The organism is Pseudomonas sp. FP2254 (assembly GCF_030687695.1).
GTDB lineage: Bacteria > Pseudomonadota > Gammaproteobacteria > Pseudomonadales > Pseudomonadaceae > Aquipseudomonas > Aquipseudomonas quebecensis.
This window is the reverse complement of sequence record NZ_CP117444.1, coordinates 3890222-3903552: the sequence shown is the minus strand read 5'-3', so window position 1 is coordinate 3903552 and position 13331 is coordinate 3890222. Positions and strand designations below refer to the sequence as shown.

Annotated in this window: 11 protein-coding genes; all 11 read left to right on the top strand. The window is 59.9% G+C overall.

The genetic code is table 11. The features are described 5' to 3' along the window. Positions 1 to 42 precede the first annotated feature (42 nt). The 11 genes from PSH94_RS17860 to fliD all read left to right on the top strand — a co-directional run bounded on the left by PSH94_RS17860 (position 43) and on the right by fliD (position 13259). Entirely contained in the window at positions 43 to 783 is a 741-nt protein-coding gene (locus PSH94_RS17860) for a flagellar basal body rod protein FlgF (protein WP_181075883.1), read from the top strand. 68 nt (positions 784 to 851) lie between these two features. Further along, positions 852 to 1637, top strand: coding sequence for a flagellar basal-body rod protein FlgG (gene flgG, locus PSH94_RS17855; protein ID WP_181075881.1), 786 nt, complete (start codon positions 852 to 854; stop codon positions 1635 to 1637). Positions 1638 to 1689: 52 nt separating this feature from the next. Further along, complete coding sequence (gene flgH / locus PSH94_RS17850) at positions 1690 to 2385, top strand: flagellar basal body L-ring protein FlgH (RefSeq protein ID WP_181075879.1); 696 nt, start codon at positions 1690 to 1692, stop codon at positions 2383 to 2385. A gap of 27 nt (positions 2386 to 2412) precedes the next feature. Next, positions 2413 to 3501 carry a flagellar basal body P-ring protein FlgI gene (locus PSH94_RS17845; protein ID WP_034099860.1) on the top strand — a complete coding sequence of 363 codons (1089 nt, stop codon included), beginning with the start codon at positions 2413 to 2415 and terminating at the stop codon, positions 3499 to 3501. Positions 3502 to 3505: 4 nt separating this feature from the next. Next, positions 3506 to 4774: a flagellar assembly peptidoglycan hydrolase FlgJ gene (flgJ, locus tag PSH94_RS17840; RefSeq protein ID WP_305435498.1), complete on the top strand. Its 1269-nt coding sequence runs from the start codon at positions 3506 to 3508 to the stop codon at positions 4772 to 4774. 10 nt (positions 4775 to 4784) lie between these two features. Then, positions 4785 to 6833, top strand: coding sequence for a flagellar hook-associated protein FlgK (gene flgK, locus PSH94_RS17835; RefSeq protein ID WP_181075876.1), 2049 nt, complete (start codon positions 4785 to 4787; stop codon positions 6831 to 6833). Between the two features lie 14 nt (positions 6834 to 6847). Then, positions 6848 to 8452 carry a flagellar hook-associated protein 3 gene (locus tag PSH94_RS17830; RefSeq protein WP_181075874.1) on the top strand — a complete coding sequence of 535 codons (1605 nt, stop codon included), beginning with the start codon at positions 6848 to 6850 and terminating at the stop codon, positions 8450 to 8452. A 279-nt stretch (positions 8453 to 8731) separates the two neighbouring features. Continuing rightward, the gene (locus PSH94_RS17825; protein ID WP_181075873.1) at positions 8732 to 9661 is read left to right on the top strand and encodes a ketoacyl-ACP synthase III; all 930 of its coding nucleotides are present in this window, start codon (positions 8732 to 8734) and stop codon (positions 9659 to 9661) included. Between the two features lie 275 nt (positions 9662 to 9936). Then, positions 9937 to 11352, top strand: coding sequence for a flagellin (locus PSH94_RS17820; protein WP_253508763.1), 1416 nt, complete (start codon positions 9937 to 9939; stop codon positions 11350 to 11352). Positions 11353 to 11426: 74 nt separating this feature from the next. Further along, positions 11427 to 11777, top strand: coding sequence for a flagellar protein FlaG (locus PSH94_RS17815; RefSeq protein WP_181075869.1), 351 nt, complete (start codon positions 11427 to 11429; stop codon positions 11775 to 11777). Positions 11778 to 11858: 81 nt separating this feature from the next. Further along, the gene (fliD, locus tag PSH94_RS17810) at positions 11859 to 13259 is read left to right on the top strand and encodes a flagellar filament capping protein FliD (RefSeq protein ID WP_181075867.1); all 1401 of its coding nucleotides are present in this window, start codon (positions 11859 to 11861) and stop codon (positions 13257 to 13259) included. The last annotated feature ends 72 nt before the right edge of the window (positions 13260 to 13331 follow it).

Here is a 13331-nt window from a genome sequence, read left to right as displayed (position 1 = left end):
ACAGCGGTGGGCGGCAAGCGTCCGTCAGAAAGAGGAAAGAGCGTGGACAAGTACCTTTACGTGGCAATGACCGGCGCCAGCCAGAATGCTCTGGCGCAGAAGGCCCATGCCAACAACCTGGCGAACATTTCCACCAACGGTTTCCAACGTGACCTTGAGCAGGCGCGTTCGATGCCGGTGTTTGGTGACAGCTTTCCGGCGCGGGCTTTTGCCATGACCGAGCGTCCCGCCACCGACTTCAGCCCCGGCGCGATGATCGAGACAGGGCGCGACCTCGACGTGGCCGTCAACGGCAACGGCTGGATGGCCGTGCAGACCCCGGACGGCGGCGAAGCTTATGTGCGCAGCGCCAGCATGAACGTGGACGCCCTGGGCGTGCTGCGTGCCGGTAACGGCATGCCGATCATGGGCAACGGTGGCCCGATCGCGGTGCCGCCGCAGCAGAAAATCGAAGTCGGCGCCGACGGCACCATCAGCATCCGCGCCATGGGCGAAGGCCCGCGGGTAATGGCCGAAGTGGACCGCATCAAGCTGGTTCAGCCGGACTTGAAGAACATGAATAAAGGCCTGGATGGCACCATCCATACCAAGGATGGCCAACCGGCCCAGGCCGATGCGGGCGTCAGGCTGACCTCGGGGTTCCTGCAGGCGAGCAACGTCAATGCCGTGGAAGAGATGACGGCGGTGCTGGCGCTTTCCAAACAGTTCGAGCTGCACGTCAAGATGATGAACAGCGCCAAGGAAGACGACCAGGCCATGACGCGCGTCATGCAGATGAGCTGATTGCGGTTTCACTGAACCACTAATTTTGCAGCGCAGCGCCAACAAACAGGCGCACGAAGGAGAACGATATGCTTCCGGCTCTATGGGTTGCCAAAACCGGTCTGTCCGCCCAGGACACCAACCTGACCACCATTTCCAACAACTTGGCCAACGTGTCGACCACGGGTTTCAAACGTGACCGCGCCGAGTTCCAGGACTTGCTCTATCAGATCAAGAAACAGCCGGGCGCCCAGTCGACCCAGGACAGCGAGTTGCCGTCGGGCCTGCAACTGGGTACCGGTGTACAGATCGTCGGCACCCAGAAGAATTTCAGCGCCGGTAACCTGCAACAGACCGGCCAGCCGCTGGACATGGCCATCAACGGCCGTGGCTTCTTCCAGATCCTGCAACCGGACGGCACTACTTCCTACACCCGTGACGGCACATTCCACCTGGACTCCAACGGTCAGATCGTTACCGCCAACGGGTTTGCCCTGGAACCGGCGATTGTGGTGCCGGCCGATGCCAAGACTTTCACCGTCGGCAACGATGGCACCGTGTCCATCACCGTGGCCGGCAACCCGGCCTCGCAGGTGATCGGCAACCTGCAGACCGCCGACTTCATCAACCCGGCGGGCCTGCAGGCAACGGGCAACAACCTGTTCCTGGAAACCGCCTCCAGCGGCGCGCCACAGATCGGCACCCCTGGCCTGAACGGTTTCGGCACCACGCTGCAAAGCACCCTGGAAACCTCCAACGTCAGCACCGTGGAAGAGATGGTCAACATGATCACCACCCAGCGCGCTTACGAGATGAACTCCAAGGTGATCTCCACCGCCGACCAGATGCTCTCGTTCGTAACGCAGAATCTGTAATCAAGTCTATGGGGCGCCCTGACGGCGCCTGCAACACCGTGAGGTAAGGGTCATGAATCGCTATGTTTCCGTTCTGGCATTGAGTGGGATCGCCGTGCTCGCGGGCTGTGTCGCCCCGACGCCAAAACCCAATGACCCGTACTACGCGCCGGTGTTGCCACGCACACCGCTGCCGGCGGCGGCCAACAACGGCTCGATCTACCAGGCCGGTTTCGAACAGAACCTGTACAGCGACCGCAAGGCCTTCCGGGTCGGTGACATCATCACCATTACCCTGAACGAGAAGACCCAGGCCAGCAAGAACGCCAACTCCCAGGTCGGCAAGACCAGCAAGGCAGGGATTGGCCTGACCTCGTTGTTCGGTGCCATTCCCAACACCAACAACCCGCTGGGTGACGGCGACTTGAGCCTGAATGCCGGCTACAGCGGCGATCGCGCCACCAACGGCAAGAGCGCGGCGGGGCAGGGCAACAGCCTGACGGGGTCGATCACCGTGACGGTGGCCGACGTGTTGCCCAACGGCATCATCGCCGTGCGCGGTGAGAAGTGGATGACCCTCAACACCGGCGACGAGCTGGTGCGGATTGCCGGCATGGTGCGTGCCGACGATATCTCCACCGATAACACTGTGCCGTCGACCCGCATTGCCGACGCGCGTATTACCTACTCCGGCACCGGCGCGTTTGCCGACGCGAGCCAGCCGGGCTGGTTCGACCGGTTCTTCCTCAGCCCGCTGTTCCCTTTCTAGGTGGCCACTTTGAAATTCAAACAGCTGATGGCGGCGGCACTCCTGCTCTCCTTGAGCGCTGTCGCCCAGGCCGAGCGCTTGAAGGACATCGCCAGTATTTCCGGCGTGCGCTCCAACCAGTTGATCGGCTATGGCCTGGTGGTGGGGCTCAACGGTACGGGTGACCAGACCACCCAGACCCCGTTTACCCTGCAGACCTTCAACAACATGCTCTCGCAGTTCGGCATTAAAGTGCCGCCGGGGTCGGGCAACGTGCAGCTTAAAAACGTCGCGGCGGTGTCGATCAGTGCCGATTTGCCGGCGTTCTCCAAGCCGGGCCAGGTGGTGGACATCACGGTATCGTCCATCGGTAACTCCAAAAGCCTGCGCGGCGGTACCTTGCTGATGACGCCCCTCAAGGGTATTGACGGCAATGTCTACGCCATCGCCCAGGGCAACCTGGTGGTGGGCGGGTTCGACGCCGAAGGTCGCGACGGTTCCAAGATCACCGTCAACGTGCCATCGGCCGGTCGCATCCCCGGCGGGGCCACGGTGGAACGCACCGTGCCCAGCGGTTTCAATCAGGGCAACAGCCTGACCTTGAACCTCAACCGCTCGGATTTCACCACCGCCAAGCGCGTGGTCGACAAGGTCAATGACATGCTCGGCCCAGGCGTTGCCCAGGCCATCGACGGCGGTTCGATCCGCGTGACCGCGCCGCTGGACCCAAGCCAGCGCGTGGACTACCTGTCCATTCTGGAAAACCTGGAAGTCGATCCAGGCCAGGCGGTGGCCAAAGTCATCATCAACTCGCGTACCGGTACCATTGTGATCGGCCAGAACGTCAAGGTTTCGCCGGCGGCGGTGACCCACGGCAGCCTGACGGTGACCATCACCGAAGACCCGATCGTCAGCCAGCCTGGGCCGTTGTCCAACGGCCAGACGGCGGTGGTGCCACGCTCGCGGGTCAACGCTCAGCAAGAAGCCAAGCCGATGTTCAAATTCGGCCCCGGCACCACCCTGGACGAAATTGTCCGCGCGGTGAACCAGGTGGGCGCGGCGCCCGGCGACTTGATGGCGATCCTTGAAGCTTTGAAACAGGCCGGCGCCTTGCAGGCCGACCTGATCGTCATCTGAGGCCATGGCCATGGATATGCATAAAAGCGGAATCAGCAGCACGGCGGACTCGGGGTCTTACTCCGACCTGAACCGGCTTAACCAGCTCAAGGTCGGTGACAAGAACAGCGAAGGCAACATGCGCAAAGTGGCGCAGGAGTTCGAGTCGCTGTTCCTGAGCGAAATGCTCAAATCCATGCGGTCGGCTACCGAAGCGCTGGGCAAAGACAACCCGATGAACACCCCGGCGGCCAAGCAGTACCAGGAAATGTACGACCAGCAACTGGCGGTCTCGCTGTCCCGCGAGGGCGGCGGCATTGGCCTGGCCGACGTGCTGATGCGCCAGATGCAGAAGACCAAACCGGTGGACGCGCAGGCGGCTACATTGCAGGGGCCTGCAGCGGCCGAAGCGGTCAAGAAAGTCGATGTGCCGACCGAGATCGCCGCCGGTACCCAGGCCGACGGTCCGCTTGGACGCTCCAATGGCCAACGTCCGCTGTGGGCGTTCCGTGTCGCCGAGCCTCAAGCCGGCGCCGCAGCCAGCCACGGCAACGACATGGAACTGATGAACCAGCGCCGCATTGCCTTGCCGAGCAAGCTGACCGGTCGGCTGTTGGCCGGCATCGTGCCGAGCGCCCAGGTTGCCACCGAGGCCAAGGCCGCGCCGCTGCGCAACAGCGCCTTGCAGGACAACGTGATCAACAGCGGCGCACGCAGCGTTGCCGCGGCCAACGGCAGCATGCAGGTCTATGGCCGCGCCGTGGCCCAACCACCGTTGGCGCCGCCCAAGAAGGCGTTTAGCTCCCAGGACGAATTTGTCGCCACCATGCTGCCGATGGCCGAAGCGGCCGCCAAGCGTATCGGCATCGATCCGAAGTACCTGGTGGCCCAGGCCGCCCTGGAAACCGGTTGGGGCAAATCGGTGATGCGTGCCCAGGACGGAACCAGCAGCCACAACCTGTTCGGCATCAAGGCCGGCAAGAGCTGGCAGGGCGGCCAGGCACGTGCGATTACCAGCGAGTTTCGCGATGGGGCGATGGTCAAGGAGACCGCGCAGTTCCGCTCCTACGATTCCTATCAGGACAGCTTCCACGACCTGGTGACGTTGCTGCAAAGCAATGATCGCTATAAAGACGTGGTGAAATCGGCCGATAACCCAGAACGCTTTGTACGCGAGTTGCAAAAGGCGGGGTACGCCACCGACCCTAACTACGCCAACAAGATTTCGCAGATCGCCAATTCGATGAACAGTTACCAGAATTACGCCGCCGCGGGCGCGACCACTCTTTTATAAGGTCTGAACCATGAGTTTGCTCAATATCGGGATGTCGGGGCTTAACGCCGCTCAAGGATCGTTGTCGGTCTTGAGTAACAACATCGCCAACGCCAATACCGCAGGCTATTCGCGTCAGCAGACCACGCAAAGCGCGAACGCCGTGAACCAGTTCGGCGGCGTGTACATCGGCAGCGGTACCACTCTGGCCGATGTGCGCCGGGTGTATAACGAATTTCTGGACACTGCTTATCAGAACAGCACCGCGCTCAACGGCGATGCCAAGGCTTATCAGGATCAGGTCAGTGCTATCGACAAGACCTTATCGGACAAGACGACCGGCATGTCGGCGGTGCTCAGTTCGTTTTTTGCCGCGGTGCAGACGGCGGCAAGCAACCCAAGCGACGTGACCGCCCGCCAGGTGATGATCACCAACGCTCAGACGTTGAGCAATCGCTTCAACGCGATTTCCTCGCAGTTGAGCCAGCAGAAAGAGACCATCAATGGTCAGTTGACTTCAATGAGCGATCAGGTCAACCAATTGACTGCCTCGATTGCCTCGCTCAACAAGCAGATCAATCAGGCGCAGGGTTCGACCAACACCACACCCGCCAACCTGCTCGACTCCCGCGCCGAGGCCGTGCGTTCTCTCAACGAATTGATCGGCGTGACCGCAGTCGAAAAGAATGGCGTGTTCAGTGTCAGCACCGGCAGTGGTCAGTCCCTGGTCCTGGGCGACCAGTTCAGCACCATTTCCGCCGTGCCGAGCAGAGGCGATACCAGCCAGTACACCATTGAGCTGAATGCACCCGGCGGCACCAAGCTCGATCTAGGCAACGTGATCAGCGGCGGTAGCATCGGTGGCCTGTTGCGTTATCGCAGCGATGCGCTGATCCCGGCGATCAATGACCTGGGCCGCATTGCAGTGACGACGGCTGATGTGGTCAACAGTCAGCTGGGCCAGGGCCTGGACCTCAACGGTGAGTTCGGCTCCTCGTTGTTCACGGACATTAACAGTGCGTCGGCCGTTGCCCTGCGTAGCCAGGCTGCCCAAGGCAATCTCGGTAATGGCGCCTTGGGCGTGACGATCAAAGACACCAGCAAGCTGACCAATTACGATTACAAGGTTTCCTTCAACGACAGCACCGACCTCACCAAGGCGACCGTGCTGCGTTCCGACGGCAAGGCCATGGGGGTTTACGACCTCAGCGCCACGCCGCCGCCGGTCATTGATGGGTTCACGCTGGCGGTCAAGAGTGGTGCGGTCCAGGCCGGTGACAGCTTCAAGGTCAGCCCCACAGCTAACGGCGCGAAGGAAATCGGCACCGTTCTCACCGACCCTACCAAGCTCGCTTTTGCCGCGCCGCTGCTGGGCGAAGCCAGCAAAACCAACCAGGGCACCGGCAACTTCACACCGCCGGCGCTGACCGTACCCCTGGATATCCAGGGCGGCGCCGCCACTGCTCAGTTGCGCGTCGGCATTGAAAACTCGATGCCGGTGAAGATGGTGTTCGGCAAGCCCGCGGCAGATGGCACCCAGCCGTATAAGCTCAATGATTCCCAGGGTAATCCGATCGGCAGCGGGACTATCGTTCCGGGGCAGGGCAACAAAGTCACCATTAATGTGCCGATGCGCGATGCCAGCGGCGCATTGGTAGTGCCGGCCACCAGTTTCAGTTTTGATACCACGGTGGGCGGGGTGCCAGCGGATGGTGACAGCACTTCCTTCTCGTTCAATGCCGGCGGCAAGTCGGACAACCGCAATGCGTTGCAACTGTTGAATCTGCAGACCAAGGCAACCATTGGCACGGCGGCTGATGGCACCGGCGGCACCAGCCTGGTAGGGGCCAACAGTAAGCTGGTGTCGACCGTCGGTGCCAAGGCTGCTGCGGCCGGCACCGACACCAGCGCCACCGGCGCGCTGTTAACCGCCAATAAAAACGCGCGCAATTCGGTGTCCCAGGTCAACCTGGATGAAGAGGCCGGTGACATGATCAAGTTCCAGCAGTACTACACCGCGTCGTCGCAGATCATCAAGGCTGCGCAAGAAACCTTCAGCACGCTGATCAATAGTCTTTAAGGGAGCCAGGGACGATGCGCATTTCTACCCAGCAGTATTTCGAGACCAGTTCCACCAAGTACTCGAACAACTATTCCGGCGTGGTGAAAGCCCAGGACCAGGCCAGCAGCGGCGTGCGCGTGCAAACCGCCGCGGATGACCCGGTGGCGGCGGCACGTTTGTTGATGCTGCAGCAGCAGAAAGACATGCTGACCCAGTACAACGGCAATATCACCAGCCTCAAGGACAAGCTGACCAACGAAGAGAGCGTGCTGGGCGCGATCAGCGATGCCATGCAGCGCGCCACTGAATTGGCGCTGCGTGCCGGTGGTTCGGTCAGCGACGCGGATCGACGCTCGATCGCCAGCGAAGTGGGGGCGATCGAGGATCAGGTGCTGGGTTTGCTCAACAGCAAAGACTCTTCCGGTAACTATCTGTTTTCCGGCTCCAAAACCCAGACTCCGCCTTATACGCGTAACAACGATGGGACCTACAGCTATCAGGGTGATGAAACACCGCTGAGCCTGCAGGTTTCCAATACGCTGACGATCAACGCCGGCGATACCGGCAAGACTGTCCTGGAAGGCGCGGCCAACTCGGGTCGTACCCAGGCCCCGTGGCTGGCGCCGGTGCCTCAGACGGTGCCGCCGACTGTCAACGACAACAAGGTGGCCCTGTCCGCCGGCCTGGTCACGTCGAGCGCTGACTACTCGAATAAATTTGCCGATGGCCAGCCATACAAGCTCACGTTCACCAGCAGTACGCAATTTAAGGTGGAGGATAAAAACGGTACCGATATCACTTCCGAAATCCCCGGCAACGGCACGTTCGATGCCTCCAAAGAAGGCAGCTCCAGCGTTGCGCTGCGTGGTGTGAAGTTCGATATCACCCTGAAGCTGGGCGACGATGTCGCGCCAGGCGCGCCCTCCGATGCGCTGGTCAAGGACCGTACGTTCAGCCTGGAGTCCAAACCCGACACCTTCAGCGTCTCGCGCACGCCGAGCAACGCCTCAAACGCCCAACTGACCGGGGCTCGTGTGTCAAACCAGACGGACTATGCCAGCACCTTTCCAACCAACAGCGGCGCGATCATCAAGTTCACCAGTGCCACGGCCTATGAGGTGTATGCCCAGCCGTACACCACCGACAGCAAGACCATTGCCACCGGTGATACCGGTGGCGGTACCACGGTGACAGCGGCCGGCGTGACCTTCGATGTGAGTGCCGGGCCACCGCAGCCGGGTGATCAGTTCTCCGTCGGGGCCAACACCCAGAAGACCCAGAATGCACTCGATACCCTGGGGCAGTTGCGTCATGCCCTGGAGCTGCCGGCCGATGGCAACCCGGCGGCGACCGTCAAGCTGAAGGACGTACTGGATACGTCCATCGCCAACCTGGCCAATTCGACGTCCCAGATCGTCAACGTGCGGGGCTCCATCGGTGCGCGAGGCCAGGCGTTGACTATCCAGTCCGACGAAAACGCCAGCATTGGTATCGCCAACACCAGCACGATGAGCGACTTGGCCAACATCGACATGGGCGAGGCGGCAATCAACCTGTCGCTGCAGCAGACCATGCTGCAAGCCTCGCAACTGGCGTTCGTGAAGATCTCGCAGTTGAGCCTGTTCAATAAGATGTAATTTCAGCGCGTGAACGCCGCGGCCCAGCCTGGAAACAGGTTGGGCCGCAGTCGTTTTTGGGGCTCAATTGTTTAAAGGTTTTGCATAAACCGCAGAAAATTGAGTGACCTGTGAGTCATAAAGCGCATCTTCACTGTATCGTGTGAAAAGGATAAGTCGTCACAGGGTCCTTGCGGGGCGGCTTTCAGCGAGATTTTTATGGGGTTACCCCCTTTATTGTCAGCACCCCAGGCGTCGGCCTTGGGGTGTTCTCCAGCTATTTAGTATTGGGAAGCCACAATGATTGGCATAAAAAGCATCGCCAGTTACGTGCCGGCGGACGGTATCGATAACTACGCCCAGGGTGCCAAATTCGCCAAGGATGAAGAGTTCATCATTGGCAAGATCGGTTCGGCGTTCCTGCCGCGCAAGGAAGCCGCGCAGGAAACCTCCGATCTGTGTGTCGAAGCGGTCAACGCCTTGTTTGCCAACAACCCGGATCTCAAGCGCGAGTCGATTGACGCGCTGATCGTCGTGACCCAGAACGGCGACGAGGAGGGCTTGCCCCATACCGCCGCTATCGTCCAGGACAAACTGGGCCTGCCGACCCACGTCGCCGCGTTCGATATTTCCCTGGGCTGCTCCGGTTACGTCTACGGCATCTACGCGATGAAGGGCTTCATGGAAGCCACCGGCCTGAAAAACGGCCTGTTGATCACCGCCGACCCGTATTCGAAGATTGTCGACCCGGAAGATCGCAACACCACCATGCTGTTCGGCGATGCCGCCACCGCGACCTGGATGGGCGAAGACGCTTCGTGGCAGCTGGGCAAGTCCAAGTTCGGCACCGACGGTTCCGGCGCGCCGCACCTGAAGGTCAGCGACGGCGTGTTCTTCATGAACGGTCGGCAGGTGTTCAACTTTGCCCTGCTCAAGGTGCCGGCGCATTTGCACGAGCTGCTCAATGAATCGGAGCTCAAGGCCGATGACATCGATGCGTTCTGCATTCACCAGGGCAGTGCGGCGATTGTCGACGCGGTGGCCCGTCGTTTCGAAGACGCACCGGTGGACAAGTTCATCAAGGACATGGTCGAGACCGGCAACACTGTGTCGTCGAGCATTCCGTTGCTGCTGGAAAAGCACGTGATGGACGCCACCTGGAAGCGCGTGGCGATCAGTGGTTTCGGTGTGGGCCTGTCGTGGGGATCGGCGATTCTCTATCGACCGTGACGTTTCAGTAGACGGCTTCTCTGGTAAATGCAAACGCCGATGATTGAAAAATCATCGGCGTTTTTTATTTGGCGCCAAAAAAGCCCGTGAAATCGACGCTGGGGCTCGGGCTAAACCCTTGAATTGCAAGGGGTGGCACCACGCCAGTAAAAAAAATCAAAAAAACCCTCAAGCAACCGGCTACCACGACGATAACTATTACGTAGGTTCTCTAGGCCACACCCGGCAGTTGCCAGGGCCGGAAGCCGCAGTATCCATCCAACGAGGATTTCGTCATGGCTTTAACAGTAAACACCAACATTGCTTCCGTCTCCACTCAGGGCAACCTGAACAAAGCTGGCACCGCCCTGGCCACTTCCATGCAGCGCCTGTCTTCGGGCCTGCGTATCAACAGCGCTAAAGACGACGCTGCCGGCCTGGGTATCGCTACCCGTATGACCAGCCAGATCAACGGCCTGGGTCAAGCAGTGAAGAACGCCAACGATGGTATCTCCATCGCGCAGACCGCTGAAGGCGCAATGCAGGCTTCGACCGACATTCTGCAAAAAATGCGTACCCTGGCTCTGTCCTCGGCTACCGGCTCCCTGAGCACCGACGACCGTAAGTCGAACAACGACGAATACCAGGCTCTGACTTCGGAACTGACCCGTATCTCGCAAACCACCACTTTCGGTGGCCAGAAACTGCTGGACGGTTCGTACGGTACCAAAGCCATCCAGGTTGGCGCCAACGCTAACGAAACCATCAACGTCAGCCTGGACAACGTTGCGGCCAACAACATTGGTTCGCAGCAAGTCAAGAGCATTGGCATCACCCCAGGTGCCGGTGTTGCTGGCGGCGCAATCGCTGTAACCGGTAACGGCCAGACTAGCAGCGTCACCGTAGCGGCTGCTGCTTCGGCCAAAACCATCGCTGCCCAACTGAACGGCGCCATCGGTGGCCTGGGCGCTACCGCCAGCACAGAAGCTCAGTTCGTGGTCGGCGCAGGTGCTGCTACTGCTCCTGCTTCGTTCACCATGACCGTTGGCGGCCAAGCCACTACGTTCGTCGGCGTGACCGATACCGCCAGCCTGGCTGACCAGCTGAAGTCCAACTCCGCCAAACTGGGTATCAGCGTTAACTACGATGAGTCCAAAGGCACCCTGTCGGTTAAATCCGACACCGGTGAAAACCTGGCCTTCAGCGCTTCGACCGCTGCCGGTACCATCACTGTCGCCACCAAAGACGGTTCGGGTACCTACGGCACTGCTACCGCCCTGGCTGACGGCATCATCGCTACCGGTGCTGTGAACCTGAACTCCTCCAAGGGCTACTCCCTGGAAGGCGCTGGTGTGACTGGTATCTTCGGTGCCGGTACTTCGGCTGCTTCGGCCAAGACCACCGTGTCGCAAACCGACGTGACCGACGCCACCAAGGCACAGAACGCTGTGTCCGTGATCGACCAGGCTATCGCTTCCATCTCCAGCGCCCGTTCGGGTCTGGGTGCTGTTCAGAACCGTCTGACCAGCACTGTGGATAACCTGACCAACATCCAGAAAAACACCACTGCTGCCCGTAGTACTGTTCAGGACGTCGACTTCGCTTCCGAAGCCGCTGAGCTGACCAAGCAGCAAACCCTGCAGTCGGCTTCGACCGCGATCCTGTCGCAGGCTAACCAACTGCCATCCGCTGTACTGAAGCTGCTTCAGTAATTCAAGCGCTTGGTAGCTGACGGAAGGGCGCGTTTACGTGCCCTTTCGTCTTTTCCAATCAGAGGAGATTGGGCATGGACATGAACGTAAATTTGAACTTGTCTTATCCGTCGCTCGCCCCTCAAGGCGCTGTGGCCCCTGTGGTTGTGGATAAAGACAAAAGCAAGGTTGAAGCGACTGCACCAACCCCGGATAAGGCCAAACCTGGCGATCTGGAAAAAGCGGTCACCGACATTAAAGAATTCGTACAAGCGGCCCAGCGTAATCTGGATTTTTCCATTGATGATTCCACTCACAGGGTCGTGGTCAAGGTCATTGCCACCGACACCGGTGAAGTGATCCGCCAGATCCCATCGGAAACGGCCTTGAAATTGGCGCAGAGCTTGTCCAGCGCCAGTCATGTGCTGTTTGACGACAAGGCTTGAGCTGGCATGAAACTTGTTGCTGCTACTGTCTGATGCGTAATTCGTCAAGATAACGGCAGCCACCGGACTAGGAGAAAGATGATGGCGGGTACAACGATTACTGGCGTGGGGTCTGGTTTCGACACCCAGGCAATTGTGAAATCCCTGGTGGATGCCGAACGCGCGCCGAAGCAGGCGCAGATCAACGCACAGTCGCAAAAGGCAACGACCCAGCTGTCGTCGATCGGCAAGATCCAGGCCGCGCTGGATGCGTTCCGCGGCGCGCTGGACAGCATGGCGACCGATAACAGCTTCAGTGGTTTGACCGGCACGTCCTCGGACGAAAAAGTCGCCACTATGACGGCCAACCAGGGCGCGGCCAACGGCAGTTTCTCGCTGGTCGTCAACCAGCTCGCAAAACCCTCGAAGCTGTCGACCACCAGTTTTGCCGGTGGTCAATCCACGGTCGTCAACAGCACGGGCAAAGCGACGACGCTGACCATCAGCCAGTCAGGCAAGAACTTCGACCTGAGTGTGCCGGCCGGTGCGACCTTGCAACAGGTGCGCGATTCGATCAACTCGCAGTTCGGCACTGCCGGTCTGAGTGCCAACATTCTCACCGACTCCAACGGTTCGCGGATGATCCTGACGTCCACCAACGGCGGGGTAGGGTCTGACCTGACCATGTCGGGCAACTCCGGGATCGACACGGGCTACAAAGTGGTCGACGTGCCGCAGAACGCCAAGTACACCATCGACGGCATTGCGGCGGAATCCAAGTCCAACAGCATCACTGATGCCGTGAGTGGCGTGAGTATCAAGCTGCTGACTGTGTCGCCTTTAACCACACCCTCCGATACGACATCCACGGCTCGCAATGCCCTGACCATCTCGGTAAGCACCAGCACTACCGCACTGAAGTCCGGGGTCAAGGGGTTTGTCGACACCTACAACGCTCTGCTCAAGGCCATGAACGCCGAGACCAAAGTGACCAAGGATGCCGCCGGTAACTCAGTCGCGGCAACGCTGACCGGCGACTCGACCATGCGCACCCTGCAATCGGCGATCCGCAACGAGTTCAATATGTTGTCCGGCAACGGCACCTTGAAGTCCCTAGCGCAGTTCGGCGTGAGTACCGATCAGGACACCGGTGCACTGAGCATCGACGCCAAGCAATGGGACAAGGCGGTGCTGAGCAATCCGGCGGATATCAACAGCATCTTCAGTGGCAAGTCAGGCCTGCTGGCGCGCATGAAGGCGGCGACCGAGCCCTACGCGAAGGCGTCCACTGGCATCCTGGCCACGCGCACCGCGTCGTTGTCCGAGAGCCTCAAAGACCTGAACAAAGACCAGATCAGCCTGGATGAGCGCATAACCACAATGCAGGATGCGCTGACTCGTAAGTACACCGCCATGGACACCTTGGTGGCGCAGCTGCGGCAGCAGAGCAACAGCATTCTCGGCACGCTCAATGCGATCAGTAATTCAAAAAGCGATAACTGATTGAATGGTCGAAAAAAAGCCCAGGTTCATTGACCTGGGCTTTGTTCTTCAAGCCGCCGACGGGTTAAAGTT